The organism is Pseudoalteromonas spongiae UST010723-006 (assembly GCF_000238255.3).
Classification (GTDB): domain Bacteria; phylum Pseudomonadota; class Gammaproteobacteria; order Enterobacterales; family Alteromonadaceae; genus Pseudoalteromonas; species Pseudoalteromonas spongiae.
This window is the reverse complement of the sequence record NZ_CP011040.1, coordinates 1,298,953-1,316,814: the sequence shown is the minus strand read 5'-3', so window position 1 is coordinate 1,316,814 and position 17,862 is coordinate 1,298,953. Positions and strand designations below refer to the sequence as shown.

The 17,862-nt window shown below is 38.8% G+C and carries 17 protein-coding genes; 7 read left to right on the top strand and 10 right to left on the bottom strand.

Annotated elements, in window-relative coordinates:
* The first annotated feature begins 57 nt into the window (after nucleotides 1-57).
* Complete coding sequence (locus tag PSPO_RS20115) at nucleotides 58-876, top strand: DUF3667 domain-containing protein (protein WP_010558729.1); 819 nt, start codon at nucleotides 58-60, stop codon at nucleotides 874-876.
* 55 nt (nucleotides 877-931) lie between these two features.
* Here the strand turns inward: PSPO_RS20115 and PSPO_RS20110 are convergent, their stop codons facing one another.
* From PSPO_RS20110 to PSPO_RS20095, 4 genes are all read right to left on the bottom strand, one after another.
* A complete protein-coding gene (locus tag PSPO_RS20110) occupies nucleotides 932-1,138 on the bottom strand; it encodes a hypothetical protein (RefSeq protein ID WP_010558730.1) in 207 nt (68 codons plus the stop codon).
* A gap of 299 nt (nucleotides 1,139-1,437) precedes the next feature.
* Nucleotides 1,438-2,964 carry an arylsulfatase gene (locus PSPO_RS20105; RefSeq protein WP_010558731.1) on the bottom strand — a complete coding sequence of 509 codons (1,527 nt, stop codon included), beginning with the start codon at nucleotides 2,962-2,964 and terminating at the stop codon, nucleotides 1,438-1,440.
* A 415-nt stretch (nucleotides 2,965-3,379) separates the two neighbouring features.
* Nucleotides 3,380-3,781 carry a hypothetical protein gene (locus PSPO_RS21750; protein ID WP_158523475.1) on the bottom strand — a complete coding sequence of 134 codons (402 nt, stop codon included), beginning with the start codon at nucleotides 3,779-3,781 and terminating at the stop codon, nucleotides 3,380-3,382.
* A 730-nt stretch (nucleotides 3,782-4,511) separates the two neighbouring features.
* Complete coding sequence (locus PSPO_RS20095) at nucleotides 4,512-5,279, bottom strand: substrate-binding periplasmic protein (protein ID WP_010558733.1); 768 nt, start codon at nucleotides 5,277-5,279, stop codon at nucleotides 4,512-4,514.
* 216 nt (nucleotides 5,280-5,495) lie between these two features.
* Between PSPO_RS20095 and ppiC the strand changes: the two genes are divergently transcribed.
* Entirely contained in the window at nucleotides 5,496-5,774 is a 279-nt protein-coding gene (gene ppiC, locus PSPO_RS20090; protein ID WP_010558734.1) for a peptidylprolyl isomerase PpiC, read from the top strand.
* Between the two features lie 100 nt (nucleotides 5,775-5,874).
* Here the strand turns inward: ppiC and PSPO_RS20085 are convergent, their stop codons facing one another.
* Entirely contained in the window at nucleotides 5,875-8,217 is a 2,343-nt protein-coding gene (locus PSPO_RS20085) for a hypothetical protein (RefSeq protein WP_010558735.1), read from the bottom strand.
* 344 nt (nucleotides 8,218-8,561) lie between these two features.
* Between PSPO_RS20085 and PSPO_RS20080 the strand changes: the two genes are divergently transcribed.
* A complete protein-coding gene (locus PSPO_RS20080; RefSeq protein ID WP_010558736.1) occupies nucleotides 8,562-8,993 on the top strand; it encodes an acyl-CoA thioesterase in 432 nt (143 codons plus the stop codon).
* Between the two features lie 98 nt (nucleotides 8,994-9,091).
* Here PSPO_RS20080 and PSPO_RS20075 read toward each other — a convergent pair whose 3' ends face one another.
* A complete protein-coding gene (locus tag PSPO_RS20075; protein ID WP_010558737.1) occupies nucleotides 9,092-10,282 on the bottom strand; it encodes a DUF418 domain-containing protein in 1,191 nt (396 codons plus the stop codon).
* Between the two features lie 215 nt (nucleotides 10,283-10,497).
* Here PSPO_RS20075 and PSPO_RS20070 point away from each other — a divergent pair, with 215 nt between their 5' ends.
* Entirely contained in the window at nucleotides 10,498-11,871 is a 1,374-nt protein-coding gene (locus PSPO_RS20070) for a S41 family peptidase (RefSeq protein ID WP_010558738.1), read from the top strand.
* A gap of 100 nt (nucleotides 11,872-11,971) precedes the next feature.
* Here PSPO_RS20070 and PSPO_RS21745 read toward each other — a convergent pair whose 3' ends face one another.
* Nucleotides 11,972-12,112 carry a hypothetical protein gene (locus tag PSPO_RS21745; RefSeq protein ID WP_158523474.1) on the bottom strand — a complete coding sequence of 47 codons (141 nt, stop codon included), beginning with the start codon at nucleotides 12,110-12,112 and terminating at the stop codon, nucleotides 11,972-11,974.
* 26 nt (nucleotides 12,113-12,138) lie between these two features.
* The gene (locus PSPO_RS21800) at nucleotides 12,139-12,279 is read right to left on the bottom strand and encodes a hypothetical protein (protein ID WP_169922588.1); all 141 of its coding nucleotides are present in this window, start codon (nucleotides 12,277-12,279) and stop codon (nucleotides 12,139-12,141) included.
* 254 nt (nucleotides 12,280-12,533) lie between these two features.
* Here PSPO_RS21800 and PSPO_RS20065 point away from each other — a divergent pair, with 254 nt between their 5' ends.
* Nucleotides 12,534-13,079: a DUF3750 domain-containing protein gene (locus PSPO_RS20065; RefSeq protein WP_010558739.1), complete on the top strand. Its 546-nt coding sequence runs from the start codon at nucleotides 12,534-12,536 to the stop codon at nucleotides 13,077-13,079.
* A 185-nt stretch (nucleotides 13,080-13,264) separates the two neighbouring features.
* Here the strand turns inward: PSPO_RS20065 and PSPO_RS20060 are convergent, their stop codons facing one another.
* Nucleotides 13,265-14,440 carry an acyltransferase family protein gene (locus PSPO_RS20060; RefSeq protein WP_010558740.1) on the bottom strand — a complete coding sequence of 392 codons (1,176 nt, stop codon included), beginning with the start codon at nucleotides 14,438-14,440 and terminating at the stop codon, nucleotides 13,265-13,267.
* A 452-nt stretch (nucleotides 14,441-14,892) separates the two neighbouring features.
* Between PSPO_RS20060 and PSPO_RS20055 the strand changes: the two genes are divergently transcribed.
* Complete coding sequence (locus PSPO_RS20055; protein ID WP_010558741.1) at nucleotides 14,893-16,128, top strand: FG-GAP repeat protein; 1,236 nt, start codon at nucleotides 14,893-14,895, stop codon at nucleotides 16,126-16,128.
* 207 nt (nucleotides 16,129-16,335) lie between these two features.
* Nucleotides 16,336-16,677: a DUF6172 family protein gene (locus PSPO_RS20050; RefSeq protein WP_010558742.1), complete on the top strand. Its 342-nt coding sequence runs from the start codon at nucleotides 16,336-16,338 to the stop codon at nucleotides 16,675-16,677.
* Between the two features lie 181 nt (nucleotides 16,678-16,858).
* On the opposite strand, the gene PSPO_RS20045 is transcribed toward PSPO_RS20050, so the two are convergent.
* Complete coding sequence (locus PSPO_RS20045) at nucleotides 16,859-17,251, bottom strand: VanZ family protein (RefSeq protein WP_010558743.1); 393 nt, start codon at nucleotides 17,249-17,251, stop codon at nucleotides 16,859-16,861.
* Nucleotides 17,252-17,862 lie beyond the last annotated feature (611 nt).

The window sequence follows — 17,862 nt, the reverse complement described above, 5'->3', positions numbered from 1 at the left end:
TTGTAATTTATTAGCCGCTTAGGTAACGTTTTACCTAAAAAGAATAAGGCGACTACTGTGGGTTTAGAACATAACGCAAATCAAGTTTCAGCGCATTTAAGCGCGTGTGCAAATTGTGATACGCCATTACAAGATAAATTTTGCCCTTCATGCGGGCAACGTTATCGCGCAGAGCGATTATCGTTAAAAATGCTGTTGATAGATATTCCATCGCAATGGCTTAACCTCGATAAGGGATTTTTTTACACGTTCTTTCAACATTTTAAATCGCCGGGTTCCGTTGCAAAGCGTCATGTAGAAGGGCAAAGGGTTATTTTTACTAATCCGTTAACCTATTACTTGATTGGCGCGGCAGCGCAATTACTAATGTTGTTTGTGTTTAAAGACGTTTTATCTGAAAAAATGATTGCGCAAGTACAGCAATCTCCCGAAATGCTCGAAAGTTTAAAAGGTCTATTGGGAGAAAATGCTCCTAAAAAGTATGCTGATTTGTATTTGTCGGTTATCAATCAGGGTTATACCTACTTAGGGTTTATTTTCTTATGTATTCCGTTTGCACTTTTTCTACGCTTATTTTCCAAAAAGCATCGGCAGGTTTATAACACCGCTGAAACACTGGTGTTCTCTTTTTATACTATGGGGCATTTTGTGTTATGCACTGGATTATTGGGCTTTATCAGTATGATGATTAACCCAGACGTTCATGCACCGATCTCAGTTTTAATTTGCTTTGTATTTGGTTGGCTCTCTTGTCGCGGTTTTTATGGCAAAGCGCATCACAATGGCTTCGCATCTTTTTTTGCGCTTGTGCTGACGTTTGTAACCTTTCTGTCCACTCTTGTAATTATGATGGGAATTGCACTGCATACGCGATAAAACCATATTTTCTATAGAGAGTTTTAAGTGGTGATGCTTGGTAAGGCGAATTCGCCTACCAAGTATCATTATCGTCGCGCTTGCTAGCTCTATTTTTACCTGTAAAACTCACCTCGTTAAAAAAGCCCATAAACGTAAATAATGCTACCCACAGCACCCATAAATGATTTGGTGCAGTAAACAGGTTAATTAATGTTAACCCGATAAGCAGTGGCAAATGTCTTAAGCTGTATTCAATAAAGTGTTTAATTACGTTGTTCATGATGTCTCTCCTTGTTTAGTTGATGTAATAATTGTGGCAAATGAATGCGCGCAGCACAGCTGCCAAGTGTCATCAATGTAAGATGACAATTGTCATTAATTGCCTTTTATTCCGCTTTTGAGTGCTTTTTTTTGCTCTGTGCAGCTTTGGCTGCGTTGATGGTTTTTGCGATAAAGTGTTGTAATAAAGGCGTATTTATTAGCAAGGTAAAAGTGTGAAAATGCAGCTTCTTATTTGATTTAATGTGTTTAACAACCGGTACAGCGTAACAATACGCTGTACCGGTTGGCTTTAATTGATTATCGGCTGTGTGCTTGTTTCGAAATCATGTCAGCAATGTTGTCTACCTGTACCGACATACTTTCTTGGCTGGGCGGAAATGCTTTAAAGGTTTTTACAAAATCTGCAATTTGCTTACCCGCAGGGCCTAAAATCCAACTACGGTTTTCTGCCCACTCATCATAACCTCTGGCGTGAATAAAACGCTCAAATGGGTCCATTTTTAAGTTAATAATGTACGGCGAAGTTAGCGCTTGCTGTGTTGACCTAAACCAGTGCTCTTGCTCCGTGAAGATTAATTTCCAATCGCCGTAGCGCAGACCGTGGAATGTGGTTTCGGTAAAGTAGTAAAACTCTTTGCGCTTTGTTTTACCATTGTTTAGCAAGATATCACTCTGATCAAAGCCGTCTAAATGCACTTTATATTTTTGACCATTAATTTTGGTGCCTTTGAGTAGATTAGATTTTAAATTTTTGTCGCCAACCCACGACATAATTGTTGGCATCCAATCTTCCATGGTCATAAATTCACCAGTGCTTACACCTTTTGGAATATTCCCAGGCCATTTAACAAGCATAGGTACTCTAAAGCCACCTTCCCAACCACCAACACCTTTTTCGCCATGAAATGGCTGGTTACCGCCATCAGGCCAAGAGTTAGATGCTGCGCCGTTATCGGTAGAGAACATTACAATTGTGTTATCTGCTACATTAAGTTCGTCTAATAAACCAAGTAATTCACCAACATCATCATCCAACTCAGCCATACCATCGGCATATAATCCATAGCCGGTTTTACCGTCATAGGCTTTGTTTAAATTGGTTTGGTAGTGCATACGCGTTGTGTTATGCCAAACAAAGAAGGGTTTATTTTGTTTTACAGCATCACGAATAAAGCGTTTTGACTCAACCAATACTTCTTGGTCTAAATTACGTTGGCGCTCTTTACCGAAAGGGCCAAGATCTTTAATGTCTTGTTTACCATTAGCGAGCGCTTTTGAATGAATAACGCCACGCATGTTTAAGCCAAATTTCTTTTGTGTTTTAGCATCTTGCGGGTAGTCATGTTGCTCTGGATACTCACCAGCGTTAAGGTGATATAAAATACCAAAGAACTCATCAAAACCATGGTTTGTTGGTAAGTGCTCATTAAGGTCGCCTAAATGGTTTTTACCAAACTGGCCTGTGACATACCCTTTCGATTTAAGCATAGTGGCGAGCGTAGGATCTTTCTTTTGCAGACCTTGTGGTGCACCTGGCAAACCAACTGTACTAAGCCCAGTTCGCATCGGGTATTGACCTGTAATAAACGCAGCACGTCCTGCAGTGCATGAGGCTTGTGCGTAGTGATCCATAAATATCATGCCATTGTTGGCTATGCTATCTATGTTAGGTGTTTTACCTCCCATCATACCGCGGTGGTAGGCACTGATATTCCACATGCCAACATCATCGCCCCAAATAACAAGCACATTGGGTTTATCTGCCCCATAGCTGGGTAAACTAAAAACTAAAATGGTCACACAGACCAATAGATACTTGAACATTTCTTTCTCCTTGAAAACAAGCCAAAACATAGACCTCGGCTGAAAAATCCCTCGCTTGCAGGCACCTTATACTGCGCTATAACGATATGCCCGAAAAAGACGGGTTGTGTATTTTCTATACTATTTGAATGCTATCTATTTACAAGCTAATTCCACCCTAATTTTGATTTAAATAGGATAAAAAGATTATAAATATCAAAGTTGAATAGCAGCTTCACTCTGTTATATAAATGCTGTTAGTGAACAATATACTTGGTGTACTTTGATGGTATTGGAGTTGCTTATACCTAAATGAAAGACTTCGTAAGTCGTAAGTTTTTGGTGCTTGGCACTTGTTAGCAAACGCAATGAGTATGTTTAATTTGAGCCGTAGCGTGTTGCTTATGATAGTAATGACGTTTGGTGATAGGAGGTTTTATTTGATTGGGTACACCTTAACCTCGGTTTTGGTGTTTAAAAAGTTGGTAATGCGCAGCTGTAACCCACTATTTTTCAGGGTTAAATCAAGCGTTGAAAAAATATCTTTTAAATCATCGGGTAGTAACGCCGTATTTTGCATCAGCATCTGGTATTCGTTATCGTCGCCAATCACAAAATCATATGCGCCAATGTAGTGAAAAGGCGTGGTATGGGTATTTACATATAAATATGCAAGCTCACGAATTAACTCTAATCCAGATTCGAAATACCTTGCTCTAACGATGATAATTTCAATTTTTTCGCAATGATTTTTGTACTTTTCCACTGAAACCATTGCCTCAATATCATCTAACATACCTTGTTCGGTTTGGAATTTTTGTCCGTTAGAAACTAACACAACTTTTCGAGATGGACTGTTGGGTAAATAGAAAAGATCTGAATAGCCATAGAATCCCTCGAGTGAATTTGCTGTGAGGGAGTTTGGCTCGGCACTAAATCCAATATTTTTAGTGCTACAGTTTGTGTGCGAGTTATCACTTACACTCGTTTCTGCCTGACAAATCAATGAAAATAATATTAAAGCTGAGGCCAGTAAATATCTGTAAGCGCTTGGTATTTTTGTTCGCATTGTATTGTCATCCGTTACTAATACATAGGCTTATGTAACACGCATATCAATAGCAGAAGTACGCATTTTATACTGAGAGGATATTGCCTTTTTGAAAAGAAAAGTTCAACAGCGCCAACTTATTACGTGATGAGAGCAGAATAACGAGCGGTGTTTTAGTCGGCGCTATCATTTTGGCTAAACGTAATACAATTTTACTTTTTGCCCGCTTACTATGACTTTATTGGAATGCCAGTTTTATGTCTGTAACTACGTAACTTCAGTCAATAATTATTCTTACATCGACATTATCGTTTAAGTTACCGACGCCTATTTTCATGACGTGCCAGCAGCGAGATTTCGCACATAGCGGGTTAAAAAATCAGGTATTGGTAGTTGCAAAGGGTGAGATTACCCCGCTACTTACGGCGAAAAGTGCGTATCGTTAGCTCGCGTAATAAAAAGTACCGATATGAGTCTGATTGTTCCGTTTCAGTTGTATCGTGTTTGAGAACATGGCCTAATACAGAAACTCATATTTCGCGACAAGATTCTTGTACTCTTTTGTTTGTTTATAGGTACTCATTGCACTATTGAAAGCCAGCATTAGTTTTTCATCAGTAAAGGCGATGTGATAGGTCGTTTTTGGAAATAATCGATGAATGACCACGTTTGCCATATGTGAACTGCCAATTAGCTCATTGCTTAAATAGTTAAAAATATTGATGTCCATAACTACAAAATCGACTTTGCCTTTTAACAGCATCTCAACTTGTTTTCGCTGATTGGGTAATTCTAGGTACAGAGGGCTTTTTTCGGCGGCTTTTCGATATTCATCACCAAGAACCACCGACGCGTTTTGAAATGCAACAATAGAATGGTTTTTTAGATCGGATATTGAGTCTATTTCAATACTGCGTCCCTTCAAACTGATGGCAGCATTTTGATATGAAATATAGGGCTCGCTAAGCACTAAACCTTCTATATCCATGTGCTCGTTCATTGTTAATGCAGCGTCTACTTTTTGTACTTTAATCAGTGTGTTTGAGCGGCCAAATGGCACATATACGTAGCTGACAGAATAACCCATATTAGAAAATATTGCTGAAACCATATCGAGTTCAAAGCCAGAGTTTCTCTCTTCAATTACATAAGGTGGTTTGTTCCAACCAACTGAAATAGAAAGAGAATTAGCGATAGCGTTGCTTGAAAACCCACTTACTGTTAGCAGTATAAGGTAGATAAAAACAACATAGTTTCTCGTTAGTTTTGCGCGTTTTATATCCATAAATCTCGCCTTTTTATCCACATTATTAGAGCTTAGGACAAAGTATCTCGGTTTGATAATTAATTGTAACAGATCAGCGTAATTTAAGCGGGTAAAAGACCGATACGGGCAGGGATTCGATGCTTGCTTTGTACCATTGCTTCTTGTTTTGGCCTGTATTCGTGTATTATTACGCTATTAATAGCGCAGTAACATTAAAAGTGAGAATTAAGCACAATGGCAAGTACAGCACATGCTTTACACATTTTGGTTAAACATAAAGAGCAAGCGGAAGATATTCTCAAGCAGTTAAAAAAAGGGGCAAAGTTTCAAACTTTGGCAAAAAAGTATTCTAATTGCCCGTCGGGTAAGAAGGGTGGTGATTTAGGAGAGTTTAAACGCGGCACTATGGTGCCTCAATTTGATAAAGTGTGTTTCTCTTGCGAAGTGCTCACGCCACAATTAGTTAAAACCAAGTTTGGTTGGCATATCATTAAAGTGTTGTACCGCACGTAAAAGGCACCTGTTGGTTAATAAACCTTTATTGTTGCCTTAAATGAATATAACTATTGCGTAACACAAATAAGAAGCGGCATTTAAGCCGCTTTTTAAATGGTTATTTAAGCTCGCTTGGGCACTGCCAAGAAGAGGTTTTTTGGTGAGTATATTGGTAGCACAAACCGCTGCTTTTAATCTCAATGTCTTTAATAAAGCCTGTTAAATCATTAAAGCTTTGCTCGCCAACTTGATTAAAGCAATGCAAAAAGCCATCTCCTACCAAGCAGGTATTCTGTTTATGCTGTGTAATCGTATACACATGAGAAAAAGCGTTTGTTAATGAAGTAGTATTAGCTGCATTTTGACCCCAACATTGCCACTGAGCGTTTTCAAATTGCACACACGCCGCGTTATTTCCAACCATATTTAGGCGTTCAATTTCGCCCGATAGCGTAGGAGTGTTGCTAACAATTGGATTTGCCGAATTACCAATACATTCCACAGCACTATTTTGTGTGAGTAAACAGGCAACTTCGTCATTCAATTTTAGTTGTCGGAGTTGTGCGGTATCAAGGGTAAACCTGATAGTACGGCCATAATAAATACACACAGTACTGCGACCACTCACGGAGCAACTAATATCGTCCTTATCAATTCTAAGTGTGCGATACATATTAATGAGTTTGTCGCTTTGCGTTGTTGATTCATTTTGATTAAATGATGCGTTTAGGCTGATTGCACCGTGAAACGACGGTGAACTTGCGTAGCTAAATTCGCCACTATCTGATTGCACAATATCACCAATCGATGTGTGAGTTTGCCACTGGGCGGTTTCTTCGCGCAAGGTATCATCATGGTAAATTTGGTTGAATAATGTTATTTGAGAGCCCGCGTAAAACTGCTCGGTTAACCCAGGGTAAATGGTAAAGTGGGATGGTTTTAGTCTTAGCTTAAAGTAATGATTTACTTGGTAGTCGCCCACAAACGCAGTAACTTGCAACGTGGTTTCTGCTTCAGTGGTGATGTTATCTGATAGCAGTGCCAGCTGAATTGCGTTGTTAACTAACTCGGCATTTTTTGTTGCAAATGGCGTTACGGTGAACGGTAAGTCAATGGCTACTGAATCAATCAAATCATACGCATTTGATACACTCAATGTGAAATTACTCGTTTCGCCGTTATATACCGGCAAGGGGCGGTCGATATTATGCCCGATGCTTAACTCGGTATCTAACGTGTAGGGATTTAATACGCGGATAGATTGAGTTAAGGTTTGCTGGCTGCCATTGGTTAAAGTGAGCGTTGCCTGTGCTTCTAAATCAATAAAAAAACCACTGCTTATTTCAGGTACAGTAATGTTTAGGCGATGATCTTTGGCGCTATAATCTTGTTCAGTAAGGTTATTTACAGTCCAATCAATGCTAGAAATTTGCTCTGGATTTTCTGTTATTACATCAATAAAAACCGCATGCCCTTTTACCGCTAAAGTACGATTTGCAGCCAAGCTAATGTTTGAATAGACAGTAACATCTTTGATTGTTACAGGTATCTCTGCAATGTGTGTTTGGTTTGCACTTGTTACACTTACTTCAAGTATTAGCGTTTGGTCGCTATCAACTTGAGGCGCTTTAAACGATACCGTTTTTGAATCGTCACTGGTAAGCGCAATTTCACTATTGTGCCAGCGCCACTGAATTTCAGATTGGCTGTCACTTGAATTTATCGTCACGCTAATGCTGGCGTCTTTGCCTTCATCAACATCGTAGCGCTCGGGTAGTGATATCGACAAAAAGTCTGAGGTGTCTGGGTTGATTGTAATACGTGTGTGCCTTTGTGAGAGCTGACCATTGGCAGTAACCGATATAATGGCATTAAACGATTGTGTTTGAGTTACGTAGGGCGTTAATAGTGTTAATGAGGATGTGGCCAAAGTGCCATTTAATGAATTTTGTACATTTACATCTGCATTAAGTGGTTCATCTAGCTGCCATGAAATGTCTGAAATAACATGATTCGCTTCGATTTGTGTCGTTAGCTCAAAATAACTGTTTTCTTTAGCAGAATACGCATCAAGTAAGTCAAACGTTACTTGCGCAGATTTAGGCTTTATTGTGACCGTAACATCCTGACTAGTTGTTGCATTTTTATCGTCTCGCGCCGTTAAAGTTAACGTTAATGTGGTTTCTGTTGTTACAGTTGGTAATTGAACGCTGGTTATTGCAAGTGTTGATTGAGTGATAGTAACTTGGTTAATGTCGTTCGACCAAGTTAATGAAACCGTGTCATCTTCAGGATCAGCTACTTGATGTTCAATGGTAAGTATTGCACCGCTTTGTGCAGTGTATGCAGATTCAAGTGTCAGTTGAGGGGCGCTGTTAACAACCTGAGGTGGTTTTTTGCTTGATGATCCGCCACAGCCGACTAACAGCATTATGGTTAATAAAATAATTGCGTCACGCATCCTTGTTCCTATTTAAAGTATTAACTCTAGCCCGCAAATGTACTTACATAACCCACAAGTTAATAGGGGATTGGGACGATAGGCATTTAACTGATGACCAAAGTATTTATTCTTTAGATTAGAAGGTAAAGCTCAACATGCTCTAAAGGACAATAAATAGCGCGAGTATGTTTAGGGGGGCTTTGTTGGTGTCATTACTTATTGTTTAACATGGTAGCCGCTCTAAATTACGTGTGATGCGCACCTTGCCGCTATGTAAAACCCATACTAAGTAGTCTTAAAAACTTGTGGTCCGACAAGTGAGTTGTTAATCTCAAAACACTAATAACTATAAAGGCAAAGCCATGCAGGAATTTTTCGAAAAGTATCCAATTCACACTAAAATTAACGTTGTTTGGGGCGAAATGGATGCGTTAGGGCATGTAAATAATGTGTCTTATTTTCGTTATTTTGAAACAGCACGAATCGACTTTTTAACACAAACTGGTTTGCTTTCTGTGTTGTCGGACCCTACCAGCAGCCCTGTATTACGCGATACCTATGCGCAATACAAACGCCCAGTGACCTTTCCTGATACCTTGTATATTGGTTCATATATTACCGATATTAAAAGTGACCGTTTTACTATGCGCTATGAAGCGTTCAGTGAATCACAGCAGGCTATTTGCACCACAGGCTATGCCAATGTAGTGATGTTTAATATGAAAATAGGGCAAAAATCACCTATTTCAGAAGATATGTTGGCTGTACTAAAACAGTACGAAAAAGACGAGTAACTAAACAAATTTTGGTTTTTAATAAGCGTTACTTTTAAAACGTAAAAGGGGTCAAACTAGACCCCAACACTGTTATATATTTTAATAATGAGACGCTTTTAGCAGGCGACCCGCCTAAACGGCATTTTTTGTTTATAAGTAATGCAGCGCCAAGCCCATTCTAATGGCCCATATTGAAAATGTGTTAGCCACCATTTACTTAGCAGAGACTGTAAAACAAAGCTCATTAGTGCAATAACAAAACACATCAGCGGGCTAAGTTTTTGGTAAAGCGAAAGCCCTAAATTTGTGAATAAAAACAAGCCAATTACACTGTGAAGAATGTAATTACTTAGTGCAAGACGACCAACATAGCTAAAATGCATCAACAGTTTTTTTATAAAACCGTGGTGCCAAAGCCAAGCAATTGCCCACAGGTAACAAAGGCCAAAGGTAATATCACTTAAAAACATTAATTTAAACCATAGGGGTCTTAGTAACTCGTGGCGATAAAGCTCGCTTTCCGGTAACCAAAAAAGGAAAACTGCACGGTAAATACTTGTTAAAACTAATGCAAAAATTGTTGGTTTTTTAAAATAGGCTAGCCATTGTTTTGAACCTAATATAAGCGTACTTTTGCCAGCAGCAATACCTAATGTAAACATCGCAAATGCCATTGGCGCAAGGTAAAACAATAACATAGGCAGGTTTGCCATATATTCATGAAAACGAAGTTGTATTGTCTCAAAGTATGTGCCTTCACGCAGCGCGATAATAATCCCTTGTTCACCATACGCTAATAAACCTTTATCGAGAGGTGTAGCTAGGCTTTTGAGAAATAATTCAGCAAGGTTGTCATAAAATGGAAAGACTAACAAACCAACGCCAATCAAAAATAAAACGCGTAAATTTAGCCTGACCATAGCTAAACTAAGCAACCCTAAAACAGCGTATAAATGTAATACGTCTCCTGACCAAAACAAGGATATATGCAGCATGCCAATGACGAACAACGCAGCCATTCTTCGTGTGAAAAAGCCTAAATACGGCTTGTTATTTAACTGCTTTTTGATGATCTGCGAAGTGATACCAAAACCAAATAAAAACGAAAAAATAGGGAAGAACTTATTGTAAAAAAAGAGTTGTAATACCCGATTTACAACCTCACTCGTGGTATCTTGGAATTGACTTGAAAAGGCATCTTGGTTGATAAATAAGCAATTCATGATTGTGATATTAATAAAAAAGATGCCGAAAATGGCAAATCCGCGAAAAATATCAAGCAGTGGATCTCGCTGAGCTGGTGTCATTGTATTTGTTATTATTGTTTTTTTATTAATGATGACACGGTCGAATGCCTAATGCTAGAACGAATGCAATGATGGTTTGGGTCATACAGCGATAAGTTTTTTGACGTATTAGTTGGTAATAAAAAACGTAATTAAAAAAATTGATCTTGCTTAAACCTTTTCAATAAAAGCTTCGTCTAATACAAGGTCTCAAATAAAAACAATAATGGAAGAAGATGATTATTAAGCGCTTAATATTAGTATTGCTGTATATTTTTGCTTTTATGGCTCACAGTGCGTTGGCGAGTGAACACACGCAGAACTTGCAAAACATGTTAACGCCAGCGCAGATGAAAGAGGATATAAATGCTTGGCAAGAGTTTGTAAATAACACTCACCCCGATTTAAGTATTCGAATTAAAAACACAACGGCATTTGAACATTCCCTTACCGCCTTTAAACAGTCCATCACCAAACCAATGCGTGTAAACGACTTTTTATCACAATTTGCACAATTTAATAGTCAGTTTAACGATGCGCATATGTTGGTTTTTACGCGTAGCCAAAAAGGGCTCGCCAAAGAAGTGATTAAAAAAGAAGGGTTATTTCCTTTCGAAGTGACTGTTAACAAAGGAAAAGTGTATCTTGCAAGCTTACTTGGCGGCAGTGAAACATCGTTTGCTCAATCTGAGCTTATTAGCATTAATGATCAGCCAATTAATGCTATTTATAATACTTTAATTACGCGTATGTATGGCGATACCGTAAAACACCATGAGCGTTTATTATCAGACAAATTTGCACTTTTTTACTGGTTGTTCGTCAATAAAACTGAGCATTTTAAGCTTGAAATTAAAGAAGGAAAGTCTTTTCAAGTGATTGAGATGCAAGCTGCTAAAATCTTACCTAAATCATTCAACAGCAAAACATTCGAACAAACGTTTAAGTTTGAAATTTTAAATCAGCAACAAGCACTTTTAACAATTGATGAGTTTTGGTGGCAAGACAAAACACGCTTTTACAGTTTTACTGAGAATGTTTTTAAGCAACTAAAAGAAAAGCAAATACAGCACTTAATTATTGATGTTCGCAATAATGGTGGTGGCGATGACGATATGTGGAAACAAGGTATTGTTAAATACATCGCAAACAAGCCTTATCAACACACCAGTAAATATACTAAAAAAATCATTGCAAAATATATGGATGAAGGCGAAACCGAAGGCGAAGTTGTTACTAAAGTGTTTGACCGTTTTGAGCAACCAGTAAAAGATGAGCCGTTAAAATTTAACGGTAAAGTGTCGGTTGTTGTTGGTGGTTATACGTATTCTTCAGCTATTTTATTCGCTAACACCATGCAAGATTTTGGCTTTGCTGAAATTGTGGGAGAAGAGTCTGCGGGCTATTCGTGGCAAACTGGTGGCATTCAATTTTTTACGCTCCCGCATTCAAAACTAAAAGCTGTAACACCTCGTTTTTATTTAGTAAGACCAAGTGGCACACAAAAAGGGTTACCGGTCACTCCGGATAAAGAATTGAAAGACGATGTGCTAAAGCCGAAGCTGATAATTGACAAAATAGTGGATGAATTTAATACATTAGCCAATTAAACAAAAAAGCCTTTCCACAGTTATTTGGAAAGGCTTATTTTAATTGTTTTTTATAATGGTAAAACAGTTTTATTGTTTGCTTCATAGGCTGTCCTAAAGGTTATTTTGTTAGCATATAAATGCCGCCAATTGCTGCGCCGGTTACAATAGCACTTGCCATACCTGCGGTAATTAAGCCTGCAACTACAAAGGTGCTTAGTGACGCGACCATCAAAATATCTAGTGTGTTTGCATTATTCATTTGAATTATCTCTTAATTTTAATTGGTTATTTAGTTAATAAATAAGCGCTGCCAATTACTGCACCTGTTACGATTGCTGTTGTCATACCAGCGGTTACTAAACCTGCAACTACAAATGTTGTTAAACCAGCTGCCATTAAAAGTTCGATTGCGTTTGACGTGTTCATACTATGTTTCCTATTCAGTTTTGTTTGAGTAAAGTGTTTTGCTTGAGTTAAAGAATAGGTGAATCGGAACTGCGATCCTGCCCTTTGTGATGTTTGGTCATATAAAGTGATGTTTGGAAAATATCGGTGATGAAATAACACGGCAGAGCGTAATTTAAGTTTATTGAGGTTTAAGCGTGTTACTTCTCTGTATTTTGCAAGCTATTCAGTTTTGTTGATCGTATTATTAAATCCAACACAAAATGAGGTATTCAATGCGACGTTTAATCACATTATTTATTGTTATCGCTTTTTTGAGCGGCTGTAGCAATTCAAATTGGCGAACAGCTAGCCGAGAGCCAGCGGGTATCGCGCCTAATCCAATACTAGTTAATGATGCGGTTATTGAATTTTATGGTGCCGATGCGTTTAGTTGGCGCGGCTGGTTTGCGGTGCATACTTGGGTCGCGATAAAGCCTGAGAATGCAAAAGAATATACCGTTTATGAAGTGGTAGGTTGGCGTGTAAAACGTGGCTTACCAGCACTCAAAAAGTACACAACTCAAACTCCTGATCGTTATTGGTATGGTGCCAAACCCGAAAAAATTCTATCAATTACCGGCGATAAAGCGAAAAAATTGATCCCAGAAATTATCGCTGCAACAGAGCGTTACCCATGGGCAAACGAATACACTTTGTTACCGGGCCCTAACAGCAATACGTTTCCTGCATGGCTAGGTTTACAAGTGGAAGAACTTGAACTCGACATGCCATTTAGTGCAATTGGCAGCGGTTACGCTGATACCGAAGTGGAAAAATAACTCGGTTCCTATGTGCTCGGAATAAGCATGTGTAAGTTGCATGAGTTATCACGTCTATCCGAACGCAATTGCAATAAAAAGCCAATTGAATGATTCAATTGGCTTTTTTTAATTATATTCTCTAAATATATGCTGCAAACAAGCTACTTGGTACCACCTATAACTCGTTACTACTCCCAGATTATTTACGCCGCTGCTTGTACACTTTTGTTTGTTAAAGGAATACGTTTGCCATTAAGTAAAACACCAATGGCTGTGTTTCTAACAAGAAAATGATAGGTAATTAGCCCAATAATCATGGTGAGCGAAATAGACACTAAAAACTTTACTAAAGCCGGGATCGCTAGGTTAATAAGCGCAAACTGAATGTATAACAAAACTGGTACATGAATAAGGTAAAGCCAATACGACGCGTCAGACAAATAACGGCTTGTACTGTTTGCAACATTTAACCAATTGTAACCTGCAATAAAACCTACCGCAGTTAAGCTTAAAATGGCTATGGTTTGCGTAATAACAGGCACAAATGCAATCGTTTTGGGTGCTGAGCTACCCGTTTTGGCGGCGTCAATAACTTGCTCTATGGTGAATGCAGGGGGCAATACATAAAAATAGGCAACGGTAGATATGGTTGCTAACAATAACAGCCAGTGAAATTGCTTTGCGATTTGTGCAATTTTATCTTTATGTTCAAAAAGCCCGGCACCTACCAAAAATAGCAGACCATAAAAGCCGAATGACCAAAGCTCAGGGTACAGTTTATCTGGCGGTGGAAACGGCACAGCCACGTTAAGCATTGATATTGTAATTATTGTTGGCAGTAAAGCGCACAAAAACAGCGGCTTTACAACCCACGAGAGTACTAAGTTATACGCCTTTTGATTTTTAGCAAGTAGCCAAAACAGCAGGCAAAACTGCATTAAATTCCACAAAAACCATAAATGGCCTGTCGAAATTGGCAGGTCTTTTACTTGTTCAAATACCACATATACGGCGGGTGTGGTTTTTGCAAAGCCCAATCCCCACGTAATGGCGTGAAATGTTAAGCCAAATACAAGTGGAATAAAGATGAAAAAAGGTAGTAACACGCGTTTAAAGCGGTTTTTTATAAAATGACGACTACCACGTTTACTGATCAGTAACGCGGCGCAAAAGCCAGCGATAACAAAGAACAACGGCATGCGAAATAAGTGAGACCAATTAGCAAAGTAGTTAAATAACACATGATTAGTCGTGTCGGCGGTAAACCACACATTTCGAAAGTAAGGACCATACGCTAGCGCAGCATGAAATGCGATACCGAGCAATAGTGCGATACAACGCAGGTTATCTATATAATGAAAGCGGCTTTGAGTGTGCATTCGTTCTTCCTTTAAACGTTAGCCAGTAAGTAAATAATTAAAACCGAGAATCACTCTCAACAAAGGTGCCGTTGTTATCGCCACTCATTTTTGAGCTTTTGGCTTATATAGTTGAACGCTGCGAGTAGCGAAGGCTAAAAACAGTTTAGTTACTTCGCTTGTTATCAGTTCGCTCAATGGGCGAAATACACGGTCATCCTTGCATGATGTATACGCGTTTATATTACCAATAAAAGTAATAAAATCTAAGCGTTAGATTAAGGGGATCACCACATTACTGCCGCTTTTCAATACAACAAGCACGACAAGGGATGGCGCTTATTCAGGTGTTTGTTACGACGCTGGTTTTAGTTAAAAATAAATAATTTCTTACAATATCAACCACGTAATTAAAACTAAGAGCATTTAAAGTAAAGAGCAATATTGATGAACGCTAACCATTAGGAACATTTATGCGCGTTAGTCACAAGGTAAAATTCGGATTAAGCTTCTTAGTTACGGTAATGATAAACCAAGTACATGCTAATCAGCAGCAACTGCTCGCGTACGATGGCAAACACGGTGATAATTTTGCTTACGGCGTGGCGATTGATGGCAACACTATTTTAGTCGGCGCGCATAAGGCGGATAGTAAAAACGCGCAAGATAGTGGTGCAGGATATATTTATTCACTGGGCTCAAATGGTTGGCAGTTTCAACAAAAGCTTATTGCAAGCCCTGCGTTTTCCAACGATACCATGGGTGGTAAGGTTGCATTAAAAGGTAATATGGCGCTTTTAGGAGCAATTGGTCGAAGTGATAAAGGCGAAAATGCAGGCGCGGTAATAAGCTTCGAACGCGTATATAATAACTGGCAACAAACACAAGTGCTGGGCGCATTTGACGCAAAGCCTGGTGACTCGTTTGGGCAAAGTATCGCGATCACAGAAAAAATATTAGTAATCGGCGCACCAAAAAGTGATGCCATCGCCAAAGATGCGGGTGCGGTTTACGTTTACCAGCGAGTTAATAATGCATGGCAATTTCAGGTAAAACTTACCGCAAGTGATGGGGCTGCGGGAGATCTGTTTGGTATTAGCCTTGCTATCGATGGTAATACAGTGCTTGTGGGCGCAGATTTAAATGACCAACAAAACAACAATGCTGGCGCCGTTTATGTGTTTGAGTTTAATGGTGTGTCTTGGCAGCAACAGGCTAAATTAGTGGCATCTGATGGCGGCGATACTGACATTTTCGGTGTGCGTGTTGCGATATTTGGCGATACCGCGCTTATTTCTGCGCGTCGCGATGACATTGAGGGAGTTGGCAAAGACGCAGGCTCTGCATATATTTTCGTTCGGAAAAATGGCAAATGGCGCCAACATCAAAAATTACGCTCGCCCGATTTAAAAGCCGATGATAGATTTGGCCGAGGCGTTGCAATACAAGGTAATACCGCACTTGTTAGCGCAATGCACCATGATGCCAGTGGTGAAAACGCCGGTGCAGTTTACGTTTTCAACAAAACGGGCGATACATGGCAGTATTCATCGAAAATAGTGGCGGAAAACGCTGCTCCTCACGATAAATTCGGCTGGAACGTTGCAATGTCTGATCAGCATGCGGTTATTGCAACGCCTAATCGCGATGATAACGGTGAGCAATCGGGCGCTGCGTACGTTAACACATTGCAAACGACTAAACCGTAACGCTAATAAGTTAATTGAGTAGTGCTCAGGCCTTGGGAATAGGGCACTTTTTTAGTGTAAATTTAGCTTAGTTAATGCCACCGCATTTAAATTAACGTAAAATAAGCCATAATCTTTGTTTATAGGTGCAGGTTTGTCGCACTTTATAAATACACCCATATATTTTGTAGGTAAAGCACTGCAGAATATTTCTGTCTGAAGGCAATCATGAAAAAAACATTTGAATTAACGCACCCAAAAATTAAGTTAGCAAGACGTGTTGACGCGGTTAAACATGAAATCAAAAAATACATTAAGCGCGAGCGTAATAAAAAGCTACCAACTGGCGCGGACTATTGGGATTTTGATTGTCAATTTGGCAACACAGAAGCAGAAGCAAAGCCAATTCACTTATCGCAAATTAATAAGCTAATTGACCAAACGCAAGTTGAAAACTTAACGTCGTTTTACGTTGAGATTTTAGCAAAGCCAGCGGTAAGACAATCTCGCATTGAACAAGATGACGATTTTGATCATGACGATGAATTTGATATGGATAACGAAGACTAAGCACTTCAGCTAAGTCATTCGGCTTGGTGACTAAAACTACTGAGCTACTCACTCAAAAAACCGAAGCACAATGCTTCGGTTTTTTGTTGTGTTGCGATAGTCGATTAAGTATTGAATCAACTGAGGCTATTAATTAGAAGCTTTAATTCATTTAATAGTCACAAAGCGCTTGGCATAGTCATTAGTTGCATTTTGTTTGGTTTCTCTTCGCTAAAATGGAAGAAAGCCAAGTAAATAGTAAAATGCCCAGCATATCAGCGGTGTAATCAAATATATCTAACGTTCTTGTTGGTAAAAAATGCTGACTTAATTCTTCAAACGTCACAAATACAAAAACAATCGCCGTGCCCCAAAATATTTTGATTTTACCTAACTTGAACACCTTAAACTTAGTCGCAAGGTTAGCAAGTAATGTGAGCACGCCAAATAACCCGAGATGCCCGACCTTATCACCATATGGAATTAAGCGAACAAGCTCAAAGAAAATGCTATGTTGCCCTGTATTGGCTAGGTAAATAATCCAGATAATAAATGCAAAGAACAAACTGGATAGGGTTATTGTTAATTTATACATAGGTTTTTTCTTTTTGTACCTCTTCCATATTTGTTCTGTTATATGTTTCTTTCGCGATTTTTGATGCTGAACGTATAAATTAAATAAACAACAATGTGAATGAATAAAACCGGTACTACTAATAAAAGATCTACTCTAATATTTGTTTCCGGAGTTAAGGACAACTCGGCTAAAAAAGCTAAAGCAACAATTAAAATTAATGAAATATTAAGTTTATTAGTGCGCATTTTGATTTAAGGACGTTATCCATAATCTTAAACTCGCAGGCTAATAAAACGTTTTATTTAATATTTTTAGAAGGTTATCAGTAGTTTTTGACGCGAGCAACGTGAAAATGGTTTGGTAAATATGTGCCATTTTGGCGCGCTGGTGACTAATTCTCCTTAAACCTGCATTTTTGCAAAGGTGAAAAGCCAACACTAATTTTTGATAGAGCAAAATTGAACGTCTGTTATTTGCTGTAAGAAGCAGACTTTAATATTGACTCAATGACGCAGCTAATCATGATAACAGCATCTTTATTTATCCATGCTGAGTCATATTATAAGAAAACGAGAGCCTTATTAGCACTCGTTTATGCAGTGATGTATCTGATCACATATTTAGCAAAT

What these genes read in the sequence shown, in the direction of transcription:
- PSPO_RS20110 (WP_010558730.1), bottom strand. Translation starts at nt 1,138, where the DNA reads ATGAACAACGTAATTAAACACTTTATTGAATACAGCTTAAGACATTTG.
- PSPO_RS20105 (WP_010558731.1), bottom strand. Translation starts at nt 2,964, where the DNA reads ATGTTCAAGTATCTATTGGTCTGTGTGACCATTTTAGTTTTTAGTTTA.
- PSPO_RS20095 (WP_010558733.1), bottom strand. Translation starts at nt 5,279, where the DNA reads ATGGATATAAAACGCGCAAAACTAACGAGAAACTATGTTGTTTTTATC.
- ppiC (WP_010558734.1), top strand. Translation starts at nt 5,496, where the DNA reads ATGGCAAGTACAGCACATGCTTTACACATTTTGGTTAAACATAAAGAG.
- PSPO_RS20085 (WP_010558735.1), bottom strand. Translation starts at nt 8,217, where the DNA reads ATGCGTGACGCAATTATTTTATTAACCATAATGCTGTTAGTCGGCTGT.
- PSPO_RS20080 (WP_010558736.1), top strand. Translation starts at nt 8,562, where the DNA reads ATGCAGGAATTTTTCGAAAAGTATCCAATTCACACTAAAATTAACGTT.
- PSPO_RS20075 (WP_010558737.1), bottom strand. Translation starts at nt 10,282, where the DNA reads ATGACACCAGCTCAGCGAGATCCACTGCTTGATATTTTTCGCGGATTT.
- PSPO_RS20070 (WP_010558738.1), top strand. Translation starts at nt 10,498, where the DNA reads ATGATTATTAAGCGCTTAATATTAGTATTGCTGTATATTTTTGCTTTT.
- PSPO_RS21745 (WP_158523474.1), bottom strand. Translation starts at nt 12,112, where the DNA reads ATGAATAATGCAAACACACTAGATATTTTGATGGTCGCGTCACTAAGC.
- PSPO_RS21800 (WP_169922588.1), bottom strand. Translation starts at nt 12,279, where the DNA reads ATGAACACGTCAAACGCAATCGAACTTTTAATGGCAGCTGGTTTAACA.
- PSPO_RS20065 (WP_010558739.1), top strand. Translation starts at nt 12,534, where the DNA reads ATGCGACGTTTAATCACATTATTTATTGTTATCGCTTTTTTGAGCGGC.
- PSPO_RS20060 (WP_010558740.1), bottom strand. Translation starts at nt 14,440, where the DNA reads ATGCACACTCAAAGCCGCTTTCATTATATAGATAACCTGCGTTGTATC.
- PSPO_RS20055 (WP_010558741.1), top strand. Translation starts at nt 14,893, where the DNA reads ATGCGCGTTAGTCACAAGGTAAAATTCGGATTAAGCTTCTTAGTTACG.
- PSPO_RS20050 (WP_010558742.1), top strand. Translation starts at nt 16,336, where the DNA reads ATGAAAAAAACATTTGAATTAACGCACCCAAAAATTAAGTTAGCAAGA.
- PSPO_RS20045 (WP_010558743.1), bottom strand. Translation starts at nt 17,251, where the DNA reads ATGTATAAATTAACAATAACCCTATCCAGTTTGTTCTTTGCATTTATT.